Origin of the sequence: Micromonospora sp. NPDC085948 (assembly GCF_040686315.1) — a bacterium.
Classification (GTDB): Bacteria; Actinomycetota; Actinomycetes; order Mycobacteriales; family Micromonosporaceae; genus Micromonospora.
In genome coordinates this window covers 160327-186357 of the sequence record NZ_JBFBJW010000008.1, presented here as the reverse complement: position 1 = coordinate 186357, position 26031 = coordinate 160327, and the positions used below count along the sequence as shown (strand labels likewise).

Below are 26031 nucleotides of genomic sequence, written 5' to 3'. Positions count from 1 at the left end.
TGCGGGGCTCCGCTTCGCTGCACTCCTCGCGCTCACCGGGCTGGCCTTTCGTTCGCGACTGCGGGGCTCCGCTTCGCTGCACTCCTCGCGCTCACCGGGCTGGCCTTTCGTTCGCGACTGCGGGGCTCCGCTTCGCTGCACTCCTCGCGCTCACCGGTCCACCTCGATCTCCAGGCCCGAGGGCAGCGGCACGACCTCGTCGCCGTACGCGCTCTCCTGCGCGCGCTCGACCTCCGCCTGCTCGTAGGCGGTGACCAGGTCGACGTAGCCGGGCACGGTGGCCAGCAACTCGCTGTGCGTACCCCGGGCGAGCACGCGTCCCTGCTCCACGTAGATGACCTCGTCGGCGAGCGCGATGGTCGCCCGGCGGTACGCCACCACGAGGATCGACGCGACCGGCACCCCCGGCTCGGCGGTCGACGATCGCAGCCCGGCCAGGATGGCCGCCTCCACCCGCGGATCGACCGCGCTCGTCGCGTCGTCGAGCACCAGCAGGCGCGGCCGGCCGGCCAGCGCACGGGCCAGGGTGAGCCGCTGCCGCTGCCCGCCGGAGAGCGACGTGCCCCGCTCGCCGACCATGGTGTCCAGACCGTCGGGCAGCGCGGCGACGAACCCGTCCGCCTCGGCCAGCCGCAGCGCCGCCCAGACCGCCTCGTCGTCGATGCCCGGCCGGTCGAGGGCGATGTTGGCGCGTACCGAGTCGTCGAAGACGAACGGCACCTGGGCGACCAGCGCCACCGTGCCGGCCAGCGAGGCGGCGGTCAGCTCGCGCACGTCCACCCCGTCCAGGGCGACGGTGCCGGAGTCCGGGTCGACGAGGCGTACCGCCAGCGAGGCGATCGTGGACTTGCCGGCGCCGGTGGGCCCGACCAGGGCCACCGTCCGACCGGCCGGCACCGTGAAGCCGACCTCACCGAGGACCTGTGCGCCGACCTCGTGCGCCTCGGCCGGCGGGTAGGAGAAGTGCACGTCGCTGAAGGTGAGGGTGGCCGGGCCGGAGCTGGCCGGGTCGAGCACGCGCTGGCCGTACGGCATCTCGCCGGTGGCGTCGAGCACCCGGCGCACCCGGTCCCAGCCGGCGACGCTGCGCGGCAGCTCGGCCAGGACCCACCCGATGGCCCGGACCGGGAAGGCCAGCACGGTGAAGAGGAAGGCGACGCTGACCAGCTCGGTGACGCTGATGGCGCCCTGGCGCAGCCGGAACGCCCCGACCACCAGGACGGCGAGGGTGCCGAGGCTGGGCAGCGTCTCCAGCAGCGGGTCGAAGATGCCGCGCAGCCGGCCGACCGCGATCAGCGAGTCGCGCAGCTCACCGGCGCGGCCCGCGAACCGGGCGGTCTCCTGGGCCTCGCGGCCCATCGTCTTGACCACCAGGGCGCCGTCGAAGCTCTCGTGGGCGATCCCGCTGACCTCGGCGCGCAGCCGCTGCGCCCGGGCCTGGCGGGGTGCCATCCGGCGGGAGTAGACGACGTTGAGGGCGAACAGCGCGGGGAAGACCGCGAGCCCGACCAGGGCCAGCGCCCAGTCGGTGGCGAAGAGCGACACGATCGCGCCGACGAGCATCACCAACGTGCCGACGGCGAACGGCAGCGGCGCGATCGGGTACCAGGCCGCCTCCACGTCCGAGTTGGCGTTGGACAGCAGGGTGCCGGTGGAGTTGCGGTGGTGCCAGGACAGCGGCAGCTCCAGGTAGCGACGGGTGACCCGGCGGCGGTAGGAGGCCTGGAGGCGGTACTGCATGTAGCCGGCGCCGAGCCGGCGGCCGAAGATGCCCGCCACGCGCAGCACACTGATCCCGAACAACGCGGCCGCGGCCAGCGCCAGGGTGCCGGCGCCCACCTCGCCGCGTTCGATGGCCGGAAGCGCCACCTCACCGATGACCGTCCCGACGACCCGCGCGCTGACGATGATCATCCCGCCGAACAGCACGCTGCCGACGACCGCGACCGTGAAGATCCTTGGCTGCTCGCGGATCGCCTGCCGCAGGACGCCCAGCCCTCGGCTGAGCACATCCCGACTTGTCTTGCTCGCCACGCTTTCCCCCGCCGTAAGCCGCAATTATCTCCCTCATCCTTACCGGTCCGGGCCAGCGCCGCCGACCCGGACCGGATATGTCGACCGTCACGTACCGGGTGACGACGAGCGGCCGGCGACGGGCCGGCGGCCGGTGTCGCGCGCCGACGAGCCACCGGGCCTACGATCGGCGCATGCCGCGGTACGCCCGAGCCGAGCGCGAGGCGCTGGCCGATCTCCTGCTGGCCCTCGGGCCGGACGCCCCGACGATCAACGAGGGGTGGGCGACCCGTGACCTCGCCGCGCACCTGGTGCTGCGGGAACGCCGCCCGGACGCCGCCGGTGGGATCATGCTGCCGCCGCTGCGCGGCTACGCCGAACGGGTGCGTCGCCGACTCGCCGCGCGGCCCTACCCGGAGCTGGTGGCGCAGGTACGACGGCCGCCGCTGTGGAGCCCGGTCAGCAACCCCCTGACCGACGAGTTGGCCAACACGATGGAGTTCTTCATCCATCACGAGGACGTGCGGCGGGCCAGCTCCGGATGGCAACGGCGCGACCTGCCCGCCGGCCTGCAGAGCGCCCTGTGGAAACGTGCCGCCCCGCTGGCCCGGCTGGCCCTGCGCCGCTTCCCGGCGGACCTGTACGTGCAGGCGCCCGGCCACGGCGAGATCTCCGTCGGTCGGGGTGGGGAGCCGCTGCGGTTGGTCGGCGCCCCCGCCGAACTGGTCCTGTTCCTGTCCGGCCGGCAGCGGGTGGCGAAGGTCCAACTGGACGGGCCGACGGACGCCGCGCGTCGGCTACGCGCCGCCAAGCTGGGCATGTGACTCCCTGAGCTGAAGCGGTCACAAGTCAAGTGTGGCGTTGCGCACACCCAGCGAAACACGCTGATGTCCCCTCCCGTACTCTTCACCGCGCCGCTCCGCGCCGGGCGGTACGAAGTGGGGGCGCACTGTGCGGAATTTTGCGATTTCGGCGCTGCGGGAGCCTCCATTTCGTGCGGGGCGCCACGCGGCCGCCGAGCAGGTGGGGAGCGAGAGCGTCGAGTGGGCGCGCACGTTCGGGCTGGTCGATTCCGGCCAGCGCGTGCGTCGGCTGCAACGGGCCGACGCCGCCGGCCTGTCCGGCCGAGCCTGCCCGGACGGGTCGGTGGACGGGTTGCGCCTGCTCACCGACCTGATCAGCTGGCTCTTCGTGATGGATGACGCCTGCGACGAGGACGGCCTCGGCGCCGACCCGGCCCGGCTGGGGCCGGCGATCAGCACCCTGATCGACGTGCTGGACCGCTGCGGAGACCCGGACGTCGTACCGCCCGCCGTCGGGCCGCTCGGTGACGCGCTGCACGACCTGTGCCGCCGCACCCGGCTGCACGACAATCCCGCCCTGCTGTTGCGGTTCGTCAGCCAGATGCGGGAGTACCTGCTGGCGTTGCTCTGGGAGGCGGCCAACCGGGAGCGTCGGCGGGTACCCGAGGCGGCGGAGTACGTCCAACTGCGGCGGCACATCGGTGGCGTACGCCCGTGCCTCACACTCACCGACCTGGCGGCGGCCCAGCCACTCGGGTCGGCCCAGCACGCCCATCCGGCGCTGGTCACCCTGGATCTGCTGGCGGTCGACCTGGTGTGCTGGTGCAACGACCTCTTCTCCTACGGCAAGGAGAGTCAGGTCGACCCGGACGCGCACAACCTGGTGACGGTGCTCGCCCGCGCCAGCGGCGCGGATGAGGCGAGCGCGCTGCGGGCCGCGGCGGACCAGTTCAACCAGGGGCTGGCCGCGTACCTGGATGTCGAGAAGGCGCTGCTGGCCGACGGGGACGACGGCATGCGCCACGCGCTCGCGGCACGGCGAAACTGGGTCCGCGCCACCTACGACTGGTCAGTCGTCGCCGACCGGTACGCCTGATTCGCCCGTACCAGTTCGGCCGGACGATCACCCGGACTAGCCGCCGCACCGCGCCAGGCAATACTCTTCGGTAACCATCATGACGTGACGACCGTCACGTCACCACCCCCGAAGGCGGCTACAGCGATGGCTCTCGATGTACCGTACCGTTCCATCCCGGACATGTTTCTCAAGCGCGTGGCGGCCACCCCCGACCGGCACGCGTTCGCGTCCCCGAACGCCGACGACTCGGGGCCGGTCTGGTTGACCTGGGCGCAGGTCGGCCAGCGCGCCAAGGCGGTCGCCGCCGGTCTGCACGGCCTGGGCGTCGGCCAGGAGGACCCGGTCGCGATCCTCGCCAACACCCGGCTGGAATGGGTGATCGCCGACCTCGGCATCATGTGTGCCGGCGGCGCGACCACCACCGTCTACCCGACCACCGAGCCGGCCGACGCGACGTACATCGTCGCCGACTCCGGGTCGAAGGTGCTGTTCGCGGAGAACCCGGCCCAGGCGGCGAAGATCGCCGGGGCGACCCTGCCCGCGCTCACCCACGTGGTGCTCCTCGACGGCGCCGTCGATCCGAACGCCCCGATCGCGCAGTTGACGCTCGCCGACCTGGAGGAGCGCGGCACCCAGGCGCTGGCCGCCGAGCCGGAGCTGATCGACATGTTGGTGGCCGGCATCGGCCCGGACCACCTGGCCACGCTGATCTACACCTCCGGCACCACCGGCCAACCCAAGGGCGTCGAGCTGCTGCACGGCGGCTGGTGCTGGCAAGCCGTGGCGCAGACCGCGGGCGAGCTGATACGCGACGACGACCTGCAGTACCTGTGGCTGCCGCTCGCCCACTCGTTCGGCAAGACCCTGCTCTGCGGCGCCATCCACGTCGGCCTGCCCACCTACGTCGACGGGCGGGTGGACCGGCTCGTCGATCTGCTCTCGGTGATCCGTCCGACGCTGATGTGCGGCGCTCCCCGCGTGTTCGAGAAGGTCTACAACAAGGCCGTGACCACCGCGCAGGGCGCCGGCGGCGCGAAGGCGAAGATCTTCGCCTGGGCCGTCGGCGTCGGCAAGGAGAAAGTGACCCTGGAGCAGGCCGGCAAGCCGGTGCCGGGTGGGCTGAAGCTGCGCTACGGGATCGCCGACAAGCTGGTGTTCAGCAAGCTCCAGGCCCGTCTGGGCGGCCGGATACGGGTGCTGGTGTCCGGCGCCGCTCCGCTCAGCCCGGAGATCGCGACCTTCTTCGCCGCGGCGAACCTGCCGATCTCCGAGGGCTACGGGCTGACCGAGACCAGCGCCGGCAGCTTCGTCAACACGCCGACGGGTCTGCGGATCGGCACCGTGGGCCGGGCGATGGGCGACCTGGAGTGCCGGATCGAGACCGACGGGGAGATCCTGGTGCGGGGTCGGCCGGTGATGCGCGGCTACCACAACCTGCCGGAGGAGACCGCCGCCGCGTTCACCGAGGACGGCTTCTTCCGTACCGGTGACATCGGCATGCTCGACGAGCAGGGCTACCTACGGATCACCGACCGCAAGAAGGAACTGGTCAAGACCTCGGGCGGCAAGTACATCGCGCCCTCGCACATCGAGGGGATGTTCAAGGCCATCTGCCCGTACACCTCGCAGGCGGTCGTCGTCGGTCAGGCGCGCAACTTCTGCACGATGCTTGTCACCCTGGACCCGGATGCGATCCGCGGCTGGGTCGCCGGCGGCCCGCTCGAAGGGCGCAGCTACACCGAGATCGTCACGTCGGCCGAGGCCCAGACGATGGTCGAGGAGTACGTCGCCCAGCTCAACGCCAAGCTCAACCGCTGGGAGACGATCAAGAAGGTGGCCATCCTGCCGCGCGACCTGACGATCGAGGACGGCGAGATCACCCCGTCGTTGAAGATCAAGCGGCGTAGCGTGGAGAGCAACTTCGCGGGCGAGATCGACAAGATGTACGCCGGCACCCTCGCCGAGCTGTGACGCGTCGCCGGTGGCCCCGCACCCACGCTCGGGTGCGGGGCCACCGGCGTTCGTGGCAGCGAGGCGCTCAGGCGATGACGGCCGGCTCCCGCCACCGCTGCGGTCCGGTCCGGTCCAGGTCGTAGCGGACCGCGGCGATCCGCCCGACGGCCTCCACCAGGTCAGCGGCGGGCAGGGTGAACGGCAGCCGCAGGAAGCGTTCCAGCGTGCCGTCCAGGCCGAACCGGGGGCCGGGCGCCAGCCGCACGCCGACCTCCTCGGCGGCCCGCGCCAGCGCGCTGGAGACCGGGCCGTCCAGCTCGGCCCAGAGCGTCACGCCACCCCGTGGCACGGTGACCCGCCAGTCCGGCAGCCGGTGCGCCAACGCGCCGAGCAGGGCGTCGCGCTGGCCGGTCAACTGGACGCGGCGGTCGGCGACGATCGAGTCGGCGTCGGCGAGCAGGTGCACCGCGACCAGTTGGTCCAGCACCGGACTGGCCATGTCCACCCCGACCCGGACGGCGGCCAGCCGCTGCACCTGGGGCGCGGAGGCGCGCACCCAACCGATCCGCAGGCCACCCCAGTAGGACTTGCTCATCCCCCCGATGCTGATCACCCGACTGTGCCGGTCGTAGACGGCGACCGGGGGCGGCACCTCGGTGCCGTCCAGCGCGAGGTCCACGAAGGACTCGTCGACGATCAGATCGGTGCCGACCGCGTGGGCGGCGGCCACCACCCGCTCACGAAGTCCGGCGGGCATCAGGTGCCCCGTCGGATTCTGGAACTCCGGGATCAGGTAGGCCAGCATGGGCCGGGTCTGCCGGAGACTGCCCAGCAGCAGGTCGGGCTCCCAACCACCGCCGTCGGTGGCCAGGCCGTGGGTGGTGATCCGGGCGCGTCGCCCGGCCAGCGCGGCGAGGGCGTTGGGATAGGTCGGGGACTCGACCAGGACGTTGCCGCCGGGGGCCAGCGCGAGTCGCAACACCAGGTCCAGGGCGTGCTGGGTGCCGCTGGTGACCATGATCTGGTCGGCCGACGTCGGCAGACCCCGAGCCGTGTACGCGCCGGCCACCGCCTCGCGCAGCTCGATGATGCCGGTCGGGTGGTAACCGGCCCCGCCCAGGTATCGGGGCAGGTCCTCGGTGGCCGCCCGGGCGGCCGTGAGGAGTTGCGGCGGGGCGGCCAGCGCGGCGACGCCGAGGTCGAGCATGTCCCGGTCGTCGAGCGGGGTCCACAGGCCGGTGCTGGCGACCCGGTGGTTGCCGGGCAGCATCGTCCAACTGCCGGCGCCGCGGCGGCTGGCCAGGTGCCCGGTCTCCCGCAGTTGCCGGTACGCGGCGGTGACCGTGGTCCGGCTGATCCGCAGCGCCTCGGCCAGCTCCCGTTCGGCCGGGAGCCGGACGCCCAGCGGCAACCGGCCGTCGGCGAGCAGACCGCGCACCGCGCCGGCCAGAGCCGCGTAGTCGGGGCTGCGCCGTCGGCCCGGCAGGGCATGCCACTGACCGAGCAGACGGGCCAATTGGACACCGCGCACCTGCCCAGTCATGACCACTCCTCGAATATTGGCTTCTTCCTCGACGAGGATTGGCACCTACAGTGGCATGCATGGCACTGATTGGCAATCTGCGGCAGCGGCCGGTCCGGCGGCTGGTCCAGCTCTACCTCGGGCTCGCCCTCTACGGCGCCAGCATGGCCCTGATGATCCGCTCCCACCTGGGCCTCGACCCCTGGGACGTGTTCCACCAGGGGCTGTCCAAACTGACCGGCCTCTCCTTCGGCACCGTCACCATCGCCGTCGGCGCGCTGGTGCTGCTGCTCTGGATTCCCCTGCGGCAGCGGCCCGGCCTCGGCACGGTCAGCAACGTCGTGGTGATCGGCCTGGTCGTCGACGCCACCCTGGCCCTGCTGCCCGCGGGTGGCCCGCTCGGCGTCCGGATCACGATGCTGATCACCGGGATCGTCGCCAACGGCGCCGCCACCGCCCTCTACCTCGGCGCCCGGCTGGGACCCGGCCCCCGCGACGGCCTGATGACCGGGTACGTGGCCCGCCGCCCCGGCCGCTCGGTCCGGCTGGTGCGCACCGTCATCGAGGTCACCGTGCTGGCGCTCGGCTGGCTCCTCGACGGCACGGTCGGTGTGGGCACCGTCGCGTACGCGCTGGCCATCGGGCCGTTGGCCCAGTTCTTCATCCCGCTGTTCGCCGTGCCGGAGGGCACCGCGCCGGACAGCGCCGCGCCCCCGCCCAGTAACGCCGCGCCGGCCACCCCCGCCGGCTGAATCCTCACCGACCGTCCGCGAACCGGCACGTGGTGGTGGTGCCACGTACCGGATGGGAGGGTGGGTGTTCCCTTCCGCGACGCGCGCCGTCATCATCTCTGCATGGGGGAGAACGGTTGGCGCTGGACGGACGCCTGGATCTTCGTGTCGCTGGTGATCGCGAGCGGAGCCGGCCGGCACCGTCGGTCGGCGACGAGTCGCCGGCCGGAGGGTGTCCGCCTCACCGATGTGCTCTCCACCGCCGACCACCTCAACCACGCGATTCCGCAGCGGCACGAGGTGGAGGCCGCCGTCCAGCGGCTGGTCGGGGCCGGGTTGGTAAGTGTCGTCGACGGCTGGTTCCGGATCACCGCCGAGGGTGAGCAGCTCTGGCGCAGCCGCCCGCGCGCCGGCGTGGCGACCATGGTGGACACCGTGCAGGGCGTGCTGACCCGCCGACACGCGCCCGGCAGCGCCGACTGGAGCCTGGACGAGGCCGACCACGCCGCGGCCGTCCAGGAGTACGCCGTCCGCTCGATCCCCACGCCCCGCCGGTCACCCGAGGGGCACTGACCGGCTCAGCGCACCGGGTGACCGCTGTCCCGCAGCGCGTCCTTGACCTCGGCCACGGTCAGCTCGCCGAAGTGGAAGACACTGGCGGCGAGCACCGCGTCCGCGCCCGCGCCGATCGCGGGCGGAAAGTGGGCCACCTCGCCGGCACCCCCGCTGGCCACCACCGGCACGTCCACGATCGCCCGTACCGCGGCGATCAGCTCCAGGTCGAACCCGGCCTTGGTGCCGTCGGCGTCCATCGAGTTGAGCAGGATCTCCCCCGCGCCCAGCTCGGCCCCCCGCTGCGCCCACCACACCGCGTCGATGCCCGTGCCCCGCCGGCCGCCGTGCGTGGTGACCTCGAACCCGCTGGGGGTGATGTCGGTCGGCGCCCGGCGCACGTCGAGGGAGAGCACGAGCACCTGCCGGCCGAACCGGTCGGCGATCTCGGCGATCAGCTCCGGCCGGGCGATGGCGGCGGTGTTCACGCCGACCTTGTCCGCGCCCGCGCGCAGCAGCGTGTCGACGTCGGCGACCTGCCGGACCCCACCCCCGACGGTCAGCGGGATGAAGACCGACTCGGCGGTGCGGCGCACCACGTCGAGCATGGTGCCCCGGTCGCTGGAGGACGCGGTGACGTCGAGGAAGGTCAGCTCGTCCGCACCGGCCCGGTCGTACGCGGCGGCCAACTCCACCGGGTCACCGGCGTCGCGCAGGTCGAGGAAGTTGACGCCCTTGACCACCCGCCCGGCGTCCACGTCGAGACAGGGGATCACCCGTACCGCCACCGTCATGCCGCCACCCTATCCTCCGCGCGAGGCGCGGCGGCCGACCCGACCGGGCCGACCGCCGCGCACCCCGTGCCGATCAGACACGAACGAGCATCTTGCCCAGGTTCTCGCCGCGCAGCAGGCCGAGGAACGCCGCCGGGGCGTTCTCGATGCCGTCGACGACCGTCTCGTCGTATGACAGCGTGCCCTCGCGCAGCCAGCCGGCGACGTCACGGACGAACTCCGCCCGCACGTTGTTGTGGTCGTTGACCAGGAAGCCGCGCAGGGTGAGCCGCTTGCCGATGACCAGCGCCAGGTTGCGCGGCGCGGCCGGCGGTTCGGTGGCGTTGTACTGCGAGATCATGCCGCAGATCGCGGCCCGGCCGTGCAGGTTCATGGCCGAGATCGCCGCCTCCAGGTGGTCGCCGCCGACGTTGTCGAAGTAGACGTCGACGCCGTCCGGGGCGGCCGCCCGCAACGACTCACGGACCGGCCCGTCGTGGTAGTCGAAGGCGGCGTCGAAGCCCAGGGCCCGCAGCCGCTCGACCTTCGCGGCCGAGCCGGCGCTGCCGATGACCCGGCCCGCGCCCTTGAGCTTGGCGATCTGGCCCACCAGGCTGCCGACCGAGCCGGCCGCGGCGGAGACGAAGACCGTCTCGCCGGGCTTCATCGCGGCGACCTCCAGCAGACCGGCGTACGCGGTCAGCCCGGGCATGCCGAGCACGCTGAGGTACGCGCTGACCGGCGCCAGGCTCGGGTCGACCGGCCGGGCGGCGCTGGCGTCGAGCAGCGCGTACTCCCGCCAGCCCAGCCCGTGCAGGACCGTGGTGCCGACGGCGACGTCGGCCGACTCGCTGGCCACCACCTCGCCGATCGCCGCACCGTCGAGCGGGGCGTCGAGGGCGAACGGCGGCACGTACGACTTGACGTCGTTCATCCGTCCCCGCATGTACGGGTCGACGGACAGGAACTGGTTGCGGACCACGATCTGGCCCGGTCCGGGCGTCGGGACGTCGGTCTCGACGAGCCGGAAGGTGTCCTCGGTGGGCCAGCCCTGCGGGCGGCTGGCCAGGTGGATCTCACGATTGCCGGTCACGGGGTGGTCGTCCTCTCGTCCGCGGATGGGGGCCTGGGTCGCGAGCTCACGCGGCCAGGGTCTCCCGGACGGTCAGCGCGACGTCGATGTTGCCGCGGGTGGCGTTGGAGTACGGGCAGACCTGGTGGGCCTGCTCGACGATCTGCTCGGCGGTCTCGCGGGAGACGGCGGGCAGGTCGACGACGAGCCGTACGGTGAGCCCGAACCCGCCACTGCCGTTCGGGCCGATGCCGACCTCGGCGGCGACGACGGAGTCGCTCACGTCGGCCTTGGCGCGGCGGCCCACCAGGCGCAGGGCGCTGTGGAAGCAGGCCGCGTAGCCGGCGGCGAAGAGCTGCTCGGGGTTGGCGGCCCCACCGGCGCCACCCATCTCCTTCGGCACGGCCAGGTCGAGCGCGAGAGTGCCGTCGGAGGTCTCGACGTGGCCGTCGCGGCCATCGCCGCTGGCGGTCGCGGACGCGGTGTAGAGAACCTGCATGAGAGTCACTGCTCCTTCTGTCGGTGGATGGTCTCGGTGACCCGGGTGAGGGTGTCGCGCAACGCGACCAGCTCGCCGAGGCCCAGCCCGGTGGCCTGCGCGATGCGCAGCGGGACCTCGCAGAGCTGCTCGCGCAGCGCCCGCCCCTGCTCGGTGAGGACGACCTCGACCCGCCGCTCGTCGCGAGCCGACCGCCGTCGCACCACCAGCCCCGCCCCCTCCAGTCGCTTGAGCAGCGGAGAGAGCGTGCCGGAGTCCAGTTGCAGCTCGGCGCCCAGCTCGGACACCGCGGGGGCGTCGTCGGGGCGCTCCCAGAGCACCAGCAGCACCAGGTACTGCGGGTAGGTCAGCCCGACCTCGTCGAGGATCGGCCGGTAGACGTCGGTCAGGGCGCGCGACGCGGCGTAGAGCGCGAAGCACACCTGCCGGCGCAACACCAGGTCATCGGTCACCGCCGAACCGTAGCCCACAATTAAGTTGTGCACAACCTATCGGGCCACGGGTCAGCCAGCAGGCCGGTCGGGCGCGTACCTCAGCGATCGCCGAGGTACGCCTCCAACTCCACCTCGACCAGGTGCTCCGGGTCCAACAGACCGGCCACCACCACAAGCGTCGCCGCCGGCCGCACCGCGCCGAAGACCGCGTTGTGCGCCCGGCCCACCTCGTCGGCGTGCAGCCGGTCGGTCACGTACATCCTGGTCCGGACCACGTCGCCCGGCTCCGCACCCACCTCGGCGAGCGCGTCCAGCCCGATCCGCAGCGCCTGCGCGGTCTGCGCGGCGGCGTCACCGACGTGCACCACCCGACCGTCCACCGTCGCCGTGCAGCCGGCCGTGAAGGCCCGATCGCCGGCCCGGACCACCCGCGAGTAGCCGTAGTGCTGCTCCCACGGGCCGCCCGAGGAGAGCCGGGTGACCGTCACACCTCGGCCAGGGTCCGCAGCGCCTCGGCCACCGTGAAGGCACCCGCGTAGAGCGCCTTACCGGCGATCACGCCCTCCACCCCGATCGCCTCCAGGCTCGCCAACGCCCGCAGGTCGTCAAGCGTGGACACCCCGCCGGAAGCGATCACCGGCCGGTCGGTGCGGGCACACACCTCACGCAACAGGTCCAGGTTCGGACCGCGCATGGTGCCGTCCTTGGTGATGTCGGTGACCACGTACCGACTCGCGCCGGCCTTGTCCAGGCGCTCCAGCACCTCGTACAGGTCACCGCCGTCACGCGTCCAGCCCCGCGCGGAGAGGGTGTGACCCCGCACGTCCAACCCGATGGCGACCCGGTCGCCGTACTCCCCCACCACCCGGTCACACCACACCGGGTCCTCCAGCGCCGCGGTGCCGATGTTCACCCGGGCCGCCCCGGTGCCCAGCGCCGCCCGCAACGACTCGTCGTCCCGGATGCCGCCGGAGAGCTCCACCTTCACGTCCAACTGCCGCACCACCTCGGCGAGCAGGTGCGCGTTCGTGCCCCGGCCGAAGGCCGCGTCCAGGTCGACCAGGTGGATCCACTCCGCGCCGTCCTGCTGCCAGGCCAGCGCCGCGTCCAACGGCTCGCCATAGATGCTCTCGCTTCCGACGGCGCCCTGCACGAGCCGGACGGCCCGGCCGTCGGCGACATCCACAGCGGGTAACAGGGTGAGGCTCAACGTCTTCTCCTCGATCAGGTACGACGGTCCAGGGCGATCACGACGATCGCCGGCAGTACGAGCAGCAACAACACGATCAGCGCGATCCGCAACGCCAGGTTGTCGACGAACGACCAGATCAGAATCAGCGCCGCACCGGTGAGCAGCACGATGGCGGCCCGCTCACCCCGGGTGTGCCGGGCCAGCCGCCCGGAGCGGCCCCGGCGCAGCCGAGGGGTCAACCGGCGGACCACCGCGCGACGGCGCTGCCGGCGCGCCACCCGACGCTGCCGTACCGCCCGCTCCCGGGCCTGCTCCGCCTCCCGCTCCGCCCGCCGGCGGGCCCGTTCCCGGCTCACCGCGACGCCCCCGAGTCGGGCGTCGGACACCGACGCTCAGCCACCGGTGGGCAGCGTGGCGAGCCAGTTGCGCAGCAGCGCGGCACCGGTGTCGGCGGACTTCTCCGGATGGAACTGGGCCGCCGAGAGCGGACCCCGCTCCACCGCGGCGACGAAGTCCGTGTCGTGGTGGGCGGTGGTCACCACGGCGCCGGCAGCGGCCAACGCCGCCGGGTCGCCCATCGCGTACGAGTGGACGAAGTAGAACCTGCTCTGCTCGGTCAGTCCGGCGAACAGCACCGACTCCGCAGGCGCCCGGACCGTGTTCCAGCCCATGTGCGGCAGCCTGGTGGCGGCCAGCCGGGTCACCCCGCCGGGCAGCAACCCGAGCCCCTTGGTCACCACGCCGTGCTCGTCGCCGTGCTCGAAGAGCACCTGCATACCCACACAGATGCCGAGCACCGGACGGCCGGCGGCGACCCGCTCGGCAATCACCGGACCGGCGCCGAGCGCCTCGATCCCGGCCATGCACGCCGCGTACGCCCCCACCCCCGGCACCACCAGACCATCGGCGGCGGCCGCGGCAGCCAGATCGTCGGTCACCCGGACGTCCGCGCCGGCGGCGACCAACGCCCGCTCCGCCGAGCGCAGGTTGCCCGAGCCGTAGTCGAGCACCACCACGTCGCTCACGCGTCGCCCCCCGGCAGCAGCCGCAGCACCCCGGCGACCGTGGCGAGCACCGCGAGCACCCCGGTGACCAGCACCGCCACCTTCGGCGCACCCTGGCGGTGAAGCGACCAGGTGCCACCGACCAGCACCCCGGCCAGGATCAGCAGCAACGTCGGCAACGCGGCACCCATCAGAGCCACCCTCGAATCGCGACCGCGGGGCTCCGCTTCGCTGCACTCCTCGCGCTCATCAGAGCGCGCCCTTCGTGCTGGGGATCGCGCCCGCCGACCGTGGGTCGATCGAGGTGGCCTCGCGCAACGCGCGGGAGACCGCCTTGAACTGCGCCTCCACCACGTGGTGCGCGTCCGGGTGACCACCCGGCCGCGCCGCCCGCAGCACGTCGACGTGCAACGTGACCCGGGCCGCCTGGCCGAAGGACTCCCAGATGTGCCGGGTCATGCTCGTCGCGTAGACCGGCCCGATGTACGGGGCCAGCGCCGGCTCGTCGTGCACCACGTACGGCCGACCGGACAGGTCCACCGCGGCCCGGACCAGCACCTCGTCCATCGGCACGGTCGCCGAACCGTACCGCCGGATGCCGGCCTTGTCGCCCAGCGCCTGGTCGAACGCGGCACCCAGGGCCAGGGCGGTGTCCTCGATCGTGTGGTGCGCGTCGATCTCCAGGTCACCCACCGTGCGTACGGTCAGGTCGAAGCCGCCGTGCCGGGCGATCTGGTGCAGCATGTGGTCGTAGAAGCCGACCCCGGTGCTGATCTCGGCGGCGCCGTTGCCGTCGAGGTCGATCTCGACGAGGACCTTGGTCTCCTTGGTGATCCGCTCCACCCGGGCGGTCCGGCTCATTGCTTACCTCTCGGTCGCGACTGCGGGGCTCGCAAGCTCACTCCTCGCGCTCCCACGTCACAGTCTCCATTGCAGAAAGGAAGGCGTCGGTCTCGGCCGAGGTGCCCGCGGTCACCCGCAGCCAGCCGGGCAGGCCCACGTCGCGGACCAGCACCCCCTGCGCCAGCAGGGCGTGCCAGACGGTGGTCTGGTCGCCGCCCACCTCGAAGAGCACGAAGTTGGCGTCGCTGTCGGCGACCCGCAACCCACGCTCGCGCAGCGTCGCCACGATCCGATCCCGCTGCACCATGATCGCGCTCACCGTACCGAGGAGGGTGTCGCGGTGGGTCACCGCAGCGCGGGCGGCGGCCTGGGTCAGCGTGGACAGATGATACGGCAGTCGAACGAGCTGCACCGCCTGCACCACCGCGGGGTCGGCGGCCAGGTAACCCAGCCGCCCGCCGGCGAAGCCGAACGCCTTGCTCATCGTCCGGGTGACCACCAACCGGGGGTGGCCGGGCAGCACCGCGAGGGCGCTGACCGTCCCGGGCCGGGCGAACTCGGCGTACGCCTCGTCGACGACCACCATCCCCGGCGCGACGTCGAGCACCCCGGCGATCACCGTCGGGTCCAGTGCCGTGCCGGTGGGGTTGTTCGGCGAGCAGAGGAACACCACGTCGGGGCGGTGCTCCCGGACCTGGGCGACCGCCTCCCCGACGGTCAGACCGAAGTCGACGCCGCGCCGCGCGGGCACCCACCGGGTGCCGGTGCCGAGGGCCAGCAGCGGGTGCATCGAGTACGCCGGAACGAACCCGAGCGCGCTGCGCCCCGGCCCACCGAACGCCTGCAACAGCTGCTGCTGGATCTCGTTGGAGCCGTTGGCCGCCCACACCTGCTCGACGGTGAGCCCGTGCCCGAGATATGCGGCCAGGTCGGCGCGGAGCGCCACCGCGTCCCGGTCCGGATAGCGGTTCAACTCGCGCAGCTCGGCCGCGAGGGCCTTGCCGATCGCCTCGACCACCGGCTCCGGCACCGGGTGGGAGTTCTCGTTGGTGTTCAGCCGCACCGGCACGTCCAGCTGCGGCGCCCCGTACGGCGACAGCCCCCGCAGGTCGTCGCGGATCGGCAGCTCCCCCAGGCTGCTCACGCCGTCCCTCCCGGGAAACGCGCCTGGACGGCCTGGCCGTGCGCCGGCAGGTCCTCCACGTTGGCCAGGGTGACCACGTGTGGGGCCACCTCCCGCAGAGCGGTCTCGGTGTATTCGATCAGGTGCACCCCGCGCAGGAACGACTGCACCGACAACCCGGAGGAGTGCCGGGCGCAGCCGCCGGTGGGCAGCACGTGGTTGGACCCGGCGCAGTAGTCGCCGAGCGACACCGGCGACCAGGCCCCCACGAAGATCGCTCCCGCGTTGCGGACCCGCAGCGCCCACTCCCGGGCGTCGACCGTCTGGATCTCCAGGTGCTCGGCCGCGTAAGCGTCGACCACCCGCAGCCCCGCCTCCAGGTCGTCGACCAGGACCACGCCGCTCTGCTCACCTGTCAACGCGGTGGTGACCCGGTCGGCGTGCTTGGTCGCCGGCACCTGCCGGGCCAACTCCCGCTCGACCGACTCGACGAGCGTCAGCGACGGGGTGACCAGCACACTCGCGGCGAGCGGGTCGTGCTCGGCCTGACTGATCAGGTCGGCGGCGACGTGCGCCGGATCGGCCGTGTCGTCGGCCAGGATGGCGATCTCGGTCGGCCCGGCCTCGGCGTCGATGCCGACCACGCCGCGCAGCAGCCGCTTGGCGGCGGTCACCCAGATGTTGCCGGGGCCGGTGATCAGGTCGACCGGGTCGCACCGCAGCTCACCCAACGGGTCGACCGCCGCGCCGTACGCCAGCATCGCCACCGCCTGGGCTCCGCCCACGGCGTACACCTCGTCGACGCCGAGCAGCGCGCACGCGGCGAGCACCCGGGCGTCGGGCAGGCCGCCGTTGTCCTTCTGCGGCGGGCTGACCACCACCAGCGACCGCACCCCGGCCGCCTGGGCGGGCACCACGTTCATCACCACCGTCGACGGGTACATCGCCAGGCCGCCGGGCACGTAGAGGCCGACCCGGTCGACCGGCAGCCAGCGCTCGGTGACCGTGCCGCCGGGCACCACCTGCGTGACGTGGTCGGTGCGCCGCTGGTCGTCGTGCACCCGGCGGGCCCGGGTGATCGACTCCAGCAGCGCGGCGCGCACGGCCGGGTCGAGCACCCCCTCGGCCTCGGTGATCGCCTCGACCGGCACCCGCAGCACCTCCGGGGAGATGCCGTCGAACCGCTCACTGGCCTCCCGGATCGCCGGGTATCCATGCTCGCGGACCGCCTCCACCAGAGGGCGGATCCGCTCGACGGCAACCGAGACGTCGAGCTGGGCACGGGGCAGCAGGCGGCGCGGGTCACCGAGACCGTTGCGCAGGTCGATCCGATTCAGCACCCTTGCGAGTCTAGGCGGCCGGCGCGGAGCGCACCCGAGCCGCCCGTCCGCCGGGACGGTGAGCCGGGCCACGCCTCCGGGGGCGAGATTGGTTAGGCTCGACGGTGTGACCGCACGGCTGCCGGTGTTTCCGCTCGCAACAGTGCTCTTTCCCGGCTTGGTGCTGCCGCTGCACATCTTCGAGGAGCGCTACCGGGCGCTGGTGCGACACCTGGTCGACCTGCCCGAGGGTGCGCCACGTGAGTTCGGCGTGGTGGCCATCCAGGCCGGGTGGGAGGTCGCGCCCGCCGGTCCCGGCGCCCACGCCACGCCGAGCGCCGGCGCCGTCACCCTGCACGAGGTGGGCTGCACCGCCGAACTGCGCCAGGTGACCGAGCTGGCCGACGGGGGCTTCGACATCGTCACGGTCGGCCGGCGTCGCTTCCGGATCGCCGAGGTCGACGACAGCGCCGCGCCCTACCTGACCGCCGACGTGGAGTGGTTGCCCGACCCGGCCGGGCCGGACGAGGTGGCCGAGCTGCTGGCCGCCCGGGTGATCGCGGTGTTCCGGCAGTACCTCGGCCTGATCCGCTCCGACCCGGAGGAGATCTCCGAGCAACTGCCGGAGGACCCCACGGTGCTCTCCCACCTGGTGGCGGCGACCGCGGCGCTCACCGTCGACGACCGGCAGCGCCTGCTGGCCATCGACGACACCGCCGCCCGGCTCCGCGCCGAGCTGCGGCTGCTCAACCGCGAGGCGGCTCTGCTTCGTCAGGTGCGGGCGGTGCCGGTGCCGCTGTCGGAGCTGGCGTCCCCGCCGACACCCAACTGAGATCGGCCGGCTCGGGCTCCGGGCGCAGCCCCGGCCACCGCGACCAGCCGGCCAGCAGGGTGTACATGATCGCGGCACCGAACGCCGGCAGCAGCAGGTTGCCGTGCGGCACCGGCAGCACGCCGAGCAGCCAGTCGACCCCACCGGCCCGCAGGTCCGCGGGTTTGGTGAAGGCCTGCCCGGCCGGGGCGGTGGCCAGCAGCCGGTCGAAGGTGGCCAGGCCGACGCGCCGACCCACCTGCCAGGCCACCGGTGCGGCGACCAACGCGCCGAGCACCGCGGCGAGCAGCCCCACCGGACCGCGCCGACGCCGCAGCACGAACCACAGGGCGAGCGCGACCAGCAGCCCGAAGCCGAGCCCCAGCAGACTGAACCACCCGTCCGCGGCGATCGGCTGCTCCGGTTGCGGATCGGCGTAGATCGCCCCCTCGACGGTCTTGACCACCGGCGTGTCCGGCGCGAGCACGGCCCAGAGCAGCCCGAACGGCACACCCAGCACGGCCAGCGCGAACACGGTGCCCAGCACCGTCACGGCGGCGCGCAGCGGGCGGCGCGGCTCGTCGAAGCTGAGCTCCAGAGAGCTCTGGTACGCCCCCCAAGGGCCAGCGCCGGCCGACTGCTCACCCACCAGCGGCGACTCGCCCGCTGACGGTGGCTCGGTGACCGACGGTGGTTCGCCCGCTGACCTCGGCTCGTCCGCTGACGGTGGCTCGGCGACCGGCGGCGGCTCGCCCGCTGACGGCGACTCACCGACCGACGGTGTCGGGCCCGACGCTCGGGGCGGCGTGGGTCGGTCGGGCTCGTCGGCGGGCCGCTCACGGTCGGGGTTGTCCGGGCTCACCCGATGATCCTCTCAGGCCCGGTGTCGGGCCGGAGCCCCGGTGGCGGCAGACCAGCTCACCGGGCGAACGGCTCCACCATCATCGCCGCGGCGCGCAGCCACGCCTGGCGGGTCTCCGGCTGGAGCTGGTGGTACTCGATCGACGACCCGGTCTCCAACGCCGGGTCGTACGGCACCACCGCAACCCCCCGGGTACGGGTGGCGAAGTGCCGCTCCAGGTCGTCCTGAAGTGGCGAGCGACCCGGGGTCGGGCAGGAGATGAGCGTGATCGCGTTGTCCGCCAGCTCGCCCATGCCCTCCTCGTGCAGCAGGTCGAGCATCCAGTCCGCGCTGAACGCCGCGTCCTCGCGGGGCACCGTGGTCACCACCAGCTGATCCGCGGCCTGCATCACCGTGCGCCAGTTGGGGCTCTCCACGTTGTTGCCGGTGTCCACGCACACCACGTCGTGGGTACGCCGCAGCAGCTCCAACACCCGCCGGACGGTGAACTGGTCGAGTCGCTGGGCGAAGCGCGGGCTCTCCTCGCCGGCCAGCACGTCGTACGAGCTGTCGGAGGCGTGCCGCAGGTAGTCGTCGAGCCGACCCAGCAGGGTCGAGCCCTCCAGGATCTCGATCTGGGCCAGGTCGGCCACCAGGTGCCGGATCGTGCGGGCGTGCCGGGCGCTGCCGGCGCGCAGTCCGAGGGTGCCGCGCAACTCGTTGTCGTCCCAGGCCAGTACGCCCTGCCCGCGCACGCTGCCGACGGTGGCGGCGGCGAGCACGGTGGCGGTGGTCTTGTGCACCCCGCCCTTGGGGTTGGCGAAGGCGAACACCCGGGGCGTGCCCAGGTCGCGGCGGAGCACCCCGTTGGCCCGCTCCTGCTCCGGGTCGGCACCCTGCGGACGCCACTCGACCCGAGCCGGGTAGGCGCGTTCGGCGACCGCCGAGCCGACCGACGGGCTGGGCGGCGGCACGACCGGCGGGGCAGGCGGGGGCGTGACAGGTGCGGATGGCGGCGCGGCCACCGGGTAACCGGTCTCCGGCTGGTAGCCGGTCTCCAACAGCGCGTACCGCGACTCCGCCGGCGGGTCACCCTGCCGATAGCCGTTGTCCAGCAGCGCGTAGCGGGACTGGGCGGGGTCGGGCGCGGGAGGCGGCGACTCGGGCTCGGCCCGGTACGCCGGTTCCGCCTGGTAGTCCGGCTCGGTCCGGTACGCCGGCTCGGCCCGGTAGTCCGGCTCGGGGCGATAACCCGGCTCGGCGCGGTAGTCCGGCTCGGCCCGGTAGCCCGGCTCGGGGCGGTAACCCGGCTCGGCGCGGTAATCCGGCTCCGCCCGGTACCCCGGCTCGGGGCGATAACCCGGCTCGGCCCGGTAATCCGGCTCGGCCCGATAGGTCGGCTCGGCGCGGAATTCCGGCTCCGCACGGTAGCCAGGCTCCGCACGGTAGCCAGGCTCCGCACGGTAGCCAGGCTCCGCACGGTAGCCAGGCTCGGCGCGATAGGTCGGCTCGCTCCGGTACGCCGGCTCCGAGCGGTAGTCCGGCTCGGCCCCGTAGGCGGGATCCGCCCGGTACGCCGGCTCGGCCCGATAGGCGGGGTCGACGCGGTAGGTCGCCTCGGCCCGGTAGGCGGGGTCCGTGCCGTACGGCGACTCCGCCGGTTGTCCGACGGCCGGTGCCCGCCCGGCGTACCCGTTCGGGGCCGCACGCCGTGGCAGCGGGTCCGGCGGCGCCTCGTCGGCCCGCCGCTCCGGCTCGGTCTGCTCCGCGCCACGACCGCCCAACCGGGCGCGGTCCAACAACGCGCGCCACCGCGGCGCTGGTTCGGCCGGCCGGCCCCAGCCGGTCTCACTGCCCTCCACGGCCCGCCCTCCCAGCACCATCGATCTCCGTCTGACAGGCTACGAAGCAAACCCTATTCGGACCACACCTCAGAACGCACACCAGCCGACGCAGATCACGACGACGTGGGCGTCGGCGGTTCGACGGCGGTGGTGACGTCCGGCGAGGTGGTGATGCTCGGCGGGGGCGGCTCGGTGGGTTCCGCCGAGGACGGCGTTGGTAACGGAATCGTCACGACCGGTGCGGGTTCCGACGATTCGCCCACCGACGCCACGGGCTCCGGGGTGCCAGGTGTCGGCTCCGACGGTTGCGCCGGCGTCGGCTCGGGGCTCGGCCCGGTGTCGACCGGCGGGCGCACCACGTCATCCTGCTCGGGCAGGGGCGGCGTGAAGACCGTGCGGTCCAGCCGGTACACCTCCGGGGCGGGGTCGACCGCCCGCACGTCCGGCCGGGCCGCCATGCCGCGCAACACCCCCGGCGCCGCTCGTACCACCGCCGCGTAGACGCAGGAGCAGCCGGAGCGGTACGCGGCCGCCTCGGCGGTCGCCACCTCGGCGCCGCTGGCGTAGCGCGCCCGCAACTCCCGCTCGCCGTCGCCGTCGCCGTCGACCGCGGCGGCCCGGGCCCGGTAGTCGGCGGCTTCGGTCTCCTTGCGGGCCGCCACCTGACCCATTCCGGCGACCACGTCGTCCGGCACCCGCATCGCGGGGATCCTGACGATCTCGGTCTGCCGCCCCGGCAGCGGGACCCGCCCGAAGACCGTCGAGACTCCGACGTCGCCGAGCACCGTCGCCAGACGCTGCGGCGGCAGGTACGCGACGAGTGTGACGAGCGCGTAGGTCCCGTCCTCGGCGGCCGGGGCGGACTGGGTGAGCGCGGCGAGGTCGGCGGCGGCGGACCGCAGGTAGCCGGGCACGGAGTCGCCGTCGGAGACGCCCACCCGGGTCACCTCGCCCACCGTCCGGTCGCCGAGCGGAGTCTCGTCGGCGGCCCAGAGCGCGGTGCCCAGCACCGCCGCCGCGGACAGCGCGGCCGCCCAGGTGAGCACCCCGGACCGGCTCGGCCGGTCGCCCAGCCGGGCCGCGGCCCGGGTCAGCTGCGGCAGCAACCGTTGGTCCAGCTGCCGCAGCAGGTTGCCGGCGCGCACGGGCGGGATCCCCTCGTCGGGTCGGTGTCGGGCGGTCGCCGCTCAGTCACGCAGGATCTGGAGCGCGCGGTCCAGGTCGTCAGGGTAGTCGCTGACGAACCGGACCTCGTCCCCCGTTCGGGGGTGCAGGAAGCTCAGTTCGCGGGCGTGCAGCCACTGTCGGGCCAGGCCGAGACGGGCCGAGAGGGTGGGGTCGGCACCGTAGGTCAGGTCACCCACGCACGGGTGCCGCATGGTGGAGAAGTGCACCCGGATCTGGTGGGTCCGACCCGTCTCCAGGCGGACGTCGACCAGGCTGGCCGCCGGGAACGCCTCCAGGGTGTCGTAGTGGGTGATGCTCGGCTTACCGCCGGAGACCACCGCCCAGCGGTAGTCGTGGGTGGGGTGCCTGTCGATCGGCGCGTCGACCGTGCCGCGCAGCGGGTCCAGGTGACCCTGCACCACCGCGTGGTAGCCCTTGTCCACCTCGCGGTACTTGAAGGCCCGCTTCAACGCCGTGTAGGCCTGTTCGCTCTTTGCCACCACCATGATCCCGGTGGTGCCCACGTCGAGCCGGTGCACCACGCCCTGCCGCTCGGCGGCACCGCTCGTGGAGATGCGGTGCCCGATCGCGGCGAGGGCGCCGATCACGGTCGGGCCGGTCCACCCGGGGCTGGGGTGCGCGGCCACCCCCACCGGCTTGTCGACCACCACGATGTCGTCGTCGGCGTAGACCACCCGCAGGCCGGGCACCGCCTGCGGCACCACGGTCGGCGGGGCGACCGGGGCGGGCAGCGTGACGTCCAGCCACGAGCCGGCCTTGACCTTGTGCGAGTTGGCGCGGGAGGTGCCGTCGACGAGCGCGTCCCCGGCATCGACCAGGGCCGCGGCGGCGGTGCGGGAGAGCCCGAACAGCCGGGACACCGCCTGGTCCAGGCGCATGCCGTCCAGGCCGTCCGGGACCGGGAGGGAACGGTGGTCGCCGCCCGCGGCGAACGCGGAGGTCATGCCCGCTCCCGCTGGTCCGCGCCCTGGGTGGCGTCCGTCTCGACCGGGGCGCCGTCGCGTCCGGCCCGCCGGCCGTCCCGCTGGCGGCCGGTCAACTCCAACAGCATGGCCAGCAGCACGCCGCAGACCAGCGAGCTGTCCGCCAGGTTGAACACCGGCCAGACCTGGCCGTACGGGTCGAACAGGCTGATCATGTCGACCACGTGCCCGTGGAAGGGCGCGGGGGCCCGGAAGATCCGATCGACGAGGTTGCCCAGCGCGCCGCCCAGCACCAGGCCGAGGCAGATCGCCCACGGCAGCGAACGCAGACGCAGCGCCATCCAGACGATCCAGCCGACCACGCCGATGGTGATCAGCGGGAAGATCCAGGTGTGGTCCGCGCCGATGCTCCAGGCGGCACCGCTGTTGCGGGTCAGACTCAGGTAGACGGCCCCGCCGAGCAGCCGGACCGGCTCCCGGTCGGTCAACGCGGCCAGCGCGAGGTGCTTGGTGACCAGGTCGGCCAGCAGGGCCACCAGGGCGACTCCGGCGAGAATCGCGACGGCCCGGGGCCGGCGTATGCCGGCATCCGGGCCGGTACGGCCGGGTTCGGCGGACGGTGCTGCGGTCATGCGCTCCCCATCGAGGTGTCTCGGCGGTGATCGCTCACCGTCTCATCGCCGCCGGGGAGCGGACCTCAGCGCCGCTCCTCCAGCTGCTTGCACGTCACACACTGGGTGGCCGACGGGAAGGCGGCGAGGCGCTCGACCGGGATCGGGTTGCCGCACCGCTCGCACCAGCCGTAACCACCCTCGTCGAGACGCTCCAGAGCGCGCTCGACCTGTGTGATCCGTTCCAGAATGCTGTTGGCGAGAGAGATCTCCTGCTCCCGCTCGAGCGTCTTGGTGCCCGTGTCGGCCTGGTCGTCCCCGGCCGAGTCGGTCAGCCGATCGCGCTGCAGCTCGGTGATCTCACTCAGCGTCTGATCGTACTCGGCGCGAAGCTCGTCCCGCCGCGCCGCCAGCGCCGCCCGGATCTTCTCGGTCTCCGCGGTGCTGCGGGTGGCCTTGACCACCGGCTTGCGCCCGGCGGTCCTGGTGTCGGCTGGCTTCGCCATGGGTCGCTCCCTCGGCCGGGGAGCCGCGTTGTCCGCGGCACCTGGTCAGGGGGCGCCAATCATGACGACGTCCCCTAGATGTACGAAAAGGGGCGCACGGCGACGATCGCCGCGCACTCCGGAGGTTGGCAAGAATACGGTGCGTACAGGCGTCCGACAATGTGCCGCACCGTCGCCCCGCTTAACTACCCCTAGCCCTGCCTAACTGGGGCAAAGGGAACGCTAGCAGGTCAACCGACCGCCTCATCCCCGTACTCGCCAAACCATCGGGCCAGCCGACCGCGCCGACTGACCGCCCGCAACCGCCGTTCGGCGGCGTCGCGCGCCCCGGCCGTCGCCACGATCAGCAAACTGTCGCCGGTCTTCAGCCGGGTGCCCGGAGTGGGCACGAAACCCACCCCGTCGCGCAGCACCAGCGTGACCGACGCGCCCAACGGAAGCCGCAACTCGTCGACGTGCACGCCCGCCAACCGCGAGCCCGGCGGCACCTCCAACTGGAGTAGGTCCGCCCGCATCCGCTCCAGCGGCGCGGTCTCCAGGTGGATCTCGGTGGCCTCCGCCGGCGCGGTCACCCGCAACCGGCGGGCGAACGGCCCCAGCGTGCCGGTCTGCACCAGCGTGAAGATCACCACCAGGACGAAGACCACGTCGAAGAGGCGCTCCGCCCCGGGCACCCGTTCGGAGAGCGGGATGGTCGCCAGCACGATCGGCACCGCCCCGCGCAGCCCGGCCCAGGACAGGAACGCCTGTTCGCGGAGGCCGACCCGGAACGGCAGCGCCGAGACGGCCACCGACAGCGGGCGGGCCAGCAGCACCAGGGCCAGCCCCGCGACCACCGCCGGCACCACCGCCGCGTCCAGCCGGCCCGGCGAGGCCAGCAACCCGAGCAGCACGAACAACCCGATCTGGGCGAGCCACGCCAGCCCGTCCGCGAAGCCGAGGATCGCCTGCCGGTGGGACAGCCGGGCATTGCCCAGCAGCACCCCGGCCACGTAGACGGCGAGGAACCCCGAGGCGTGCAGCACCGCCCCCGCCGCGTACGCCAGCACGGTGATGCCCACCGCGGCGATCGGGTAGAGCCCGGCCGAGGGCAGCGCGGCCCGCCGCAGCGCCCAGGTGCCGGCGATGCCCGCGCCCACGCCCACCGCCGCGCCGGCGCCCAGCTCGTAACAGACCAGCAGGACCTCGTACCACCACGGGTGCGACCAGCCCTGGTGCGACAGCAGCACCACCAGCAGCACCACCGGGGCGTCGTTCATGCCCGACTCGGCCTCCAGCGTCGCCACCAGGCGGGGCGGCAACCGCAGCCGGCGCAGGGTGGCGAAGACGGCCGCCGCGTCGGTGGACGACAGCACCGCGCCGTAGAGCAGCGCCAAACGCCAGTCCAGCCCCAGCAGCAGGTGCACGGCGACGCCGACCACCACGATGCTCACGATCACGCCGACCGTGGAGAGCGCGGACGCCAGCCCGAGCACCGGTCGCAGCGCGGACCACCGGGCGGTCAGACCGCCCTCCGCGATGATCACGATCAGTGCGCAGAAGCCGAGGGTACGGGTCAACTCGACGTCGTCGAAGCGGATGCCCAGACCACTCTCACCGATCGCCACGCCCAGCGCCAGGTAGACCAGCAGGCTTGGCACACCCAGCCGGGTGGAGAGTCGCACCGCGCCGACGGCGACCAGCAGCACGGCCGCTCCCAGCAGCAGCGCGATATCAAACCCGGGCGTCACGGCTGCCCGGCCTGGACGTTCCTCACTCGGCGGATCCGTCGCGCAGTCGGCACAGCACCTCGGACAGGTCCGGGCTGGGCCGATCGACGAGGAAGAGCTTGTCCCGACTGGCCGCGCCGGCGCGCAGGGCGACCTCGGACCGCCGGACACCCAGAGCAGCGGCCAGTGCCCGGCGAGCCGCCTCGGTTGCCCGACCGTCGACGGCCGGCTCGTGCACCGCGATCACGAGGGCGGGACCGTGCGGGCCGTCGAAGCAGCCGCCCACCCGGGCGGACGAGGCGCCGGGTTTCACGCGTACCGCCACGGTGAGCGTGTCCTGCGCGGGCACCGGGGCCGCTTCAGATCGGCCGGGCGTCGGCGAGCAGGGCGGTGGCGGGCGCGCAGTCGGCGCACGGGGTGAAACCGAGCTCGGCGGCCTCGGCGACCGGCAGCGTCTCGGGCACCCGGCCGACGAGATGCGGGCAACTGGCGAGGTGGTAGCGGGGGTGGCCGTCCACCACCTCGACGTCGTCGGCAAGCCGCGCCACCCGGGCCGCCTCGGCGGGGGTGATCAGTTGCTCGCCGGGCTCGTCGGTGGCCGGGGCGCCATGGCGGAGATCGTCGTCGGTCGACGTCGCCGGGCTGACCGGGCGGACCGGCGAGGACGTGTGGTCGGCCGGCGGCCCG

At 73.3% G+C, this 26031-nt stretch carries 28 protein-coding genes and 1 pseudogene; 6 read left to right on the top strand and 23 right to left on the bottom strand.

The window, feature by feature from the left end; translation table 11 throughout:
* Window positions 1-150: 150 nt before the first annotated feature.
* Window positions 151-2034 carry an ABC transporter ATP-binding protein gene (locus tag AB0O48_RS21825; RefSeq protein WP_357251146.1) on the bottom strand — a complete coding sequence of 628 codons (1884 nt, stop codon included), beginning with the start codon at window positions 2032-2034 and terminating at the stop codon, window positions 151-153.
* Between the two features lie 173 nt (window positions 2035-2207).
* On the opposite strand from AB0O48_RS21825, the gene AB0O48_RS21820 reads away from it, so the two are divergent.
* The 3 genes from AB0O48_RS21820 to AB0O48_RS21810 all read left to right on the top strand — a co-directional run bounded on the left by AB0O48_RS21820 (window position 2208) and on the right by AB0O48_RS21810 (window position 5865).
* Window positions 2208-2837, top strand: a complete 630-nt coding sequence (locus AB0O48_RS21820) for a TIGR03085 family metal-binding protein (RefSeq protein WP_357251143.1) — start codon at window positions 2208-2210, stop codon at window positions 2835-2837.
* 127 nt (window positions 2838-2964) lie between these two features.
* On the top strand, window positions 2965-3912 hold the full coding sequence (locus tag AB0O48_RS21815; RefSeq protein ID WP_365067914.1) for a terpene synthase: 948 nt from the start codon (window positions 2965-2967) through the stop codon (window positions 3910-3912).
* Between the two features lie 126 nt (window positions 3913-4038).
* Window positions 4039-5865 carry a long-chain fatty acid--CoA ligase gene (locus AB0O48_RS21810; protein ID WP_357251137.1) on the top strand — a complete coding sequence of 609 codons (1827 nt, stop codon included), beginning with the start codon at window positions 4039-4041 and terminating at the stop codon, window positions 5863-5865.
* 67 nt (window positions 5866-5932) lie between these two features.
* On the opposite strand, the gene AB0O48_RS21805 is transcribed toward AB0O48_RS21810, so the two are convergent.
* A complete protein-coding gene (locus AB0O48_RS21805) occupies window positions 5933-7390 on the bottom strand; it encodes a PLP-dependent aminotransferase family protein (protein WP_357571496.1) in 1458 nt (485 codons plus the stop codon).
* A gap of 59 nt (window positions 7391-7449) precedes the next feature.
* On the opposite strand from AB0O48_RS21805, the gene AB0O48_RS21800 reads away from it, so the two are divergent.
* Window positions 7450-8121 carry a hypothetical protein gene (locus AB0O48_RS21800; protein WP_365067909.1) on the top strand — a complete coding sequence of 224 codons (672 nt, stop codon included), beginning with the start codon at window positions 7450-7452 and terminating at the stop codon, window positions 8119-8121.
* Window positions 8122-8223: 102 nt separating this feature from the next.
* Window positions 8224-8673 (top strand): hypothetical protein, encoded by a 450-nt coding sequence (locus AB0O48_RS21795; RefSeq protein ID WP_357571494.1) that lies wholly within the window; start codon window positions 8224-8226, stop codon window positions 8671-8673.
* A 5-nt stretch (window positions 8674-8678) separates the two neighbouring features.
* On the opposite strand, the gene hisF is transcribed toward AB0O48_RS21795, so the two are convergent.
* From hisF to hisD, 12 genes are all read right to left on the bottom strand, one after another.
* A complete protein-coding gene (gene hisF, locus AB0O48_RS21790; RefSeq protein ID WP_365067906.1) occupies window positions 8679-9446 on the bottom strand; it encodes an imidazole glycerol phosphate synthase subunit HisF in 768 nt (255 codons plus the stop codon).
* Window positions 9447-9519: 73 nt separating this feature from the next.
* Entirely contained in the window at window positions 9520-10518 is a 999-nt protein-coding gene (locus AB0O48_RS21785; RefSeq protein WP_357251123.1) for an NADP-dependent oxidoreductase, read from the bottom strand.
* Between the two features lie 46 nt (window positions 10519-10564).
* On the bottom strand, window positions 10565-10996 hold the full coding sequence (locus AB0O48_RS21780) for an organic hydroperoxide resistance protein (RefSeq protein WP_357251120.1): 432 nt from the start codon (window positions 10994-10996) through the stop codon (window positions 10565-10567).
* Window positions 10997-11001: 5 nt separating this feature from the next.
* Complete coding sequence (locus AB0O48_RS21775; protein ID WP_357571493.1) at window positions 11002-11448, bottom strand: MarR family transcriptional regulator; 447 nt, start codon at window positions 11446-11448, stop codon at window positions 11002-11004.
* Between the two features lie 80 nt (window positions 11449-11528).
* On the bottom strand, window positions 11529-11918 hold the full coding sequence (locus AB0O48_RS21770) for a RidA family protein (RefSeq protein WP_365067901.1): 390 nt from the start codon (window positions 11916-11918) through the stop codon (window positions 11529-11531).
* Window positions 11915-12640, bottom strand: coding sequence for a bifunctional 1-(5-phosphoribosyl)-5-((5-phosphoribosylamino)methylideneamino)imidazole-4-carboxamide isomerase/phosphoribosylanthranilate isomerase PriA (gene priA, locus AB0O48_RS21765; protein WP_357251113.1), 726 nt, complete (start codon window positions 12638-12640; stop codon window positions 11915-11917). Before priA ends, AB0O48_RS21770 begins: the two co-directional genes overlap by 4 nt.
* Before the next feature lie 14 nt (window positions 12641-12654).
* Window positions 12655-12978 (bottom strand): hypothetical protein, encoded by a 324-nt coding sequence (locus AB0O48_RS21760; protein WP_355032713.1) that lies wholly within the window; start codon window positions 12976-12978, stop codon window positions 12655-12657.
* Window positions 12979-13014: 36 nt separating this feature from the next.
* The gene (gene hisH, locus AB0O48_RS21755) at window positions 13015-13647 is read right to left on the bottom strand and encodes an imidazole glycerol phosphate synthase subunit HisH (protein ID WP_357251109.1); all 633 of its coding nucleotides are present in this window, start codon (window positions 13645-13647) and stop codon (window positions 13015-13017) included.
* Window positions 13644-13817: a hypothetical protein gene (locus AB0O48_RS21750; RefSeq protein ID WP_357251106.1), complete on the bottom strand. Its 174-nt coding sequence runs from the start codon at window positions 13815-13817 to the stop codon at window positions 13644-13646. The genes hisH and AB0O48_RS21750 overlap by 4 nt, the downstream gene beginning before the upstream one ends.
* A gap of 58 nt (window positions 13818-13875) precedes the next feature.
* Window positions 13876-14487 (bottom strand): imidazoleglycerol-phosphate dehydratase HisB, encoded by a 612-nt coding sequence (hisB, locus tag AB0O48_RS21745; protein ID WP_357251103.1) that lies wholly within the window; start codon window positions 14485-14487, stop codon window positions 13876-13878.
* Between the two features lie 37 nt (window positions 14488-14524).
* Entirely contained in the window at window positions 14525-15613 is a 1089-nt protein-coding gene (locus AB0O48_RS21740; RefSeq protein WP_365067896.1) for a histidinol-phosphate transaminase, read from the bottom strand.
* Entirely contained in the window at window positions 15610-16932 is a 1323-nt protein-coding gene (gene hisD / locus AB0O48_RS21735; RefSeq protein WP_357251097.1) for a histidinol dehydrogenase, read from the bottom strand. The genes AB0O48_RS21740 and hisD overlap by 4 nt, the downstream gene beginning before the upstream one ends.
* Before the next feature lie 106 nt (window positions 16933-17038).
* On the opposite strand from hisD, the gene AB0O48_RS21730 reads away from it, so the two are divergent.
* On the top strand, window positions 17039-17743 hold the full coding sequence (locus AB0O48_RS21730; RefSeq protein ID WP_357251095.1) for an LON peptidase substrate-binding domain-containing protein: 705 nt from the start codon (window positions 17039-17041) through the stop codon (window positions 17741-17743).
* On the opposite strand, the gene AB0O48_RS21725 is transcribed toward AB0O48_RS21730, so the two are convergent.
* From AB0O48_RS21725 to AB0O48_RS21685, 9 genes and pseudogenes are all read right to left on the bottom strand, one after another.
* Complete coding sequence (locus AB0O48_RS21725) at window positions 17658-18374, bottom strand: DUF2567 domain-containing protein (RefSeq protein ID WP_365068026.1); 717 nt, start codon at window positions 18372-18374, stop codon at window positions 17658-17660. The genes AB0O48_RS21730 and AB0O48_RS21725 overlap by 86 nt on opposite strands.
* Window positions 18375-18640: 266 nt before the next feature.
* On the bottom strand, window positions 18641-20446 hold the full coding sequence (locus tag AB0O48_RS21720; RefSeq protein ID WP_365067892.1) for an AAA family ATPase: 1806 nt from the start codon (window positions 20444-20446) through the stop codon (window positions 18641-18643).
* 74 nt (window positions 20447-20520) lie between these two features.
* Window positions 20521-21552: a hypothetical protein gene (locus AB0O48_RS21715; protein ID WP_365067889.1), complete on the bottom strand. Its 1032-nt coding sequence runs from the start codon at window positions 21550-21552 to the stop codon at window positions 20521-20523.
* 42 nt (window positions 21553-21594) lie between these two features.
* A complete protein-coding gene (locus AB0O48_RS21710; RefSeq protein ID WP_357251084.1) occupies window positions 21595-22539 on the bottom strand; it encodes an RluA family pseudouridine synthase in 945 nt (314 codons plus the stop codon).
* Window positions 22536-23150 carry a signal peptidase II gene (gene lspA, locus AB0O48_RS21705; protein ID WP_357251082.1) on the bottom strand — a complete coding sequence of 205 codons (615 nt, stop codon included), beginning with the start codon at window positions 23148-23150 and terminating at the stop codon, window positions 22536-22538. Before lspA ends, AB0O48_RS21710 begins: the two co-directional genes overlap by 4 nt.
* 65 nt (window positions 23151-23215) lie before the next feature.
* On the bottom strand, window positions 23216-23635 hold the full coding sequence (locus AB0O48_RS21700; protein WP_357251079.1) for a TraR/DksA C4-type zinc finger protein: 420 nt from the start codon (window positions 23633-23635) through the stop codon (window positions 23216-23218).
* Between the two features lie 230 nt (window positions 23636-23865).
* A complete protein-coding gene (locus AB0O48_RS21695) occupies window positions 23866-25365 on the bottom strand; it encodes a potassium/proton antiporter (protein WP_365067884.1) in 1500 nt (499 codons plus the stop codon).
* Window positions 25366-25387: 22 nt separating this feature from the next.
* The gene (locus AB0O48_RS21690) at window positions 25388-25693 is read right to left on the bottom strand and encodes a DUF167 domain-containing protein (RefSeq protein WP_357251073.1); all 306 of its coding nucleotides are present in this window, start codon (window positions 25691-25693) and stop codon (window positions 25388-25390) included.
* Window positions 25694-25703: 10 nt separating this feature from the next.
* Window positions 25704-25937, bottom strand: a pseudogene (locus AB0O48_RS21685) (hypothetical protein); the annotation flags it as partial.
* Window positions 25938-26031: the final 94 nt, after the last annotated feature.

Bases quoted from the DNA above. Each gene is read 5' to 3' on its own strand.
- AB0O48_RS21720 (WP_365067892.1), bottom strand. From the start codon at position 20,446: ATGGTGCTGGGAGGGCGGGCCGTGGAGGGCAGTGAGACCGGCTGGGGC.
- AB0O48_RS21820 (WP_357251143.1), top strand. From the start codon at position 2,208: ATGCCGCGGTACGCCCGAGCCGAGCGCGAGGCGCTGGCCGATCTCCTG.
- AB0O48_RS21700 (WP_357251079.1), bottom strand. From the start codon at position 23,635: ATGGCGAAGCCAGCCGACACCAGGACCGCCGGGCGCAAGCCGGTGGTC.
- AB0O48_RS21805 (WP_357571496.1), bottom strand. From the start codon at position 7,390: ATGACTGGGCAGGTGCGCGGTGTCCAATTGGCCCGTCTGCTCGGTCAG.
- lspA (WP_357251082.1), bottom strand. From the start codon at position 23,150: ATGACCGCAGCACCGTCCGCCGAACCCGGCCGTACCGGCCCGGATGCC.
- AB0O48_RS21780 (WP_357251120.1), bottom strand. From the start codon at position 10,996: ATGCAGGTTCTCTACACCGCGTCCGCGACCGCCAGCGGCGATGGCCGC.
- hisF (WP_365067906.1), bottom strand. From the start codon at position 9,446: ATGACGGTGGCGGTACGGGTGATCCCCTGTCTCGACGTGGACGCCGGG.
- hisB (WP_357251103.1), bottom strand. From the start codon at position 14,487: ATGAGCCGGACCGCCCGGGTGGAGCGGATCACCAAGGAGACCAAGGTC.
- AB0O48_RS21810 (WP_357251137.1), top strand. From the start codon at position 4,039: ATGGCTCTCGATGTACCGTACCGTTCCATCCCGGACATGTTTCTCAAG.
- AB0O48_RS21710 (WP_357251084.1), bottom strand. From the start codon at position 22,539: ATGACCTCCGCGTTCGCCGCGGGCGGCGACCACCGTTCCCTCCCGGTC.
- AB0O48_RS21800 (WP_365067909.1), top strand. From the start codon at position 7,450: ATGGCACTGATTGGCAATCTGCGGCAGCGGCCGGTCCGGCGGCTGGTC.
- AB0O48_RS21795 (WP_357571494.1), top strand. From the start codon at position 8,224: ATGGGGGAGAACGGTTGGCGCTGGACGGACGCCTGGATCTTCGTGTCG.
- AB0O48_RS21750 (WP_357251106.1), bottom strand. From the start codon at position 13,817: ATGGGTGCCGCGTTGCCGACGTTGCTGCTGATCCTGGCCGGGGTGCTG.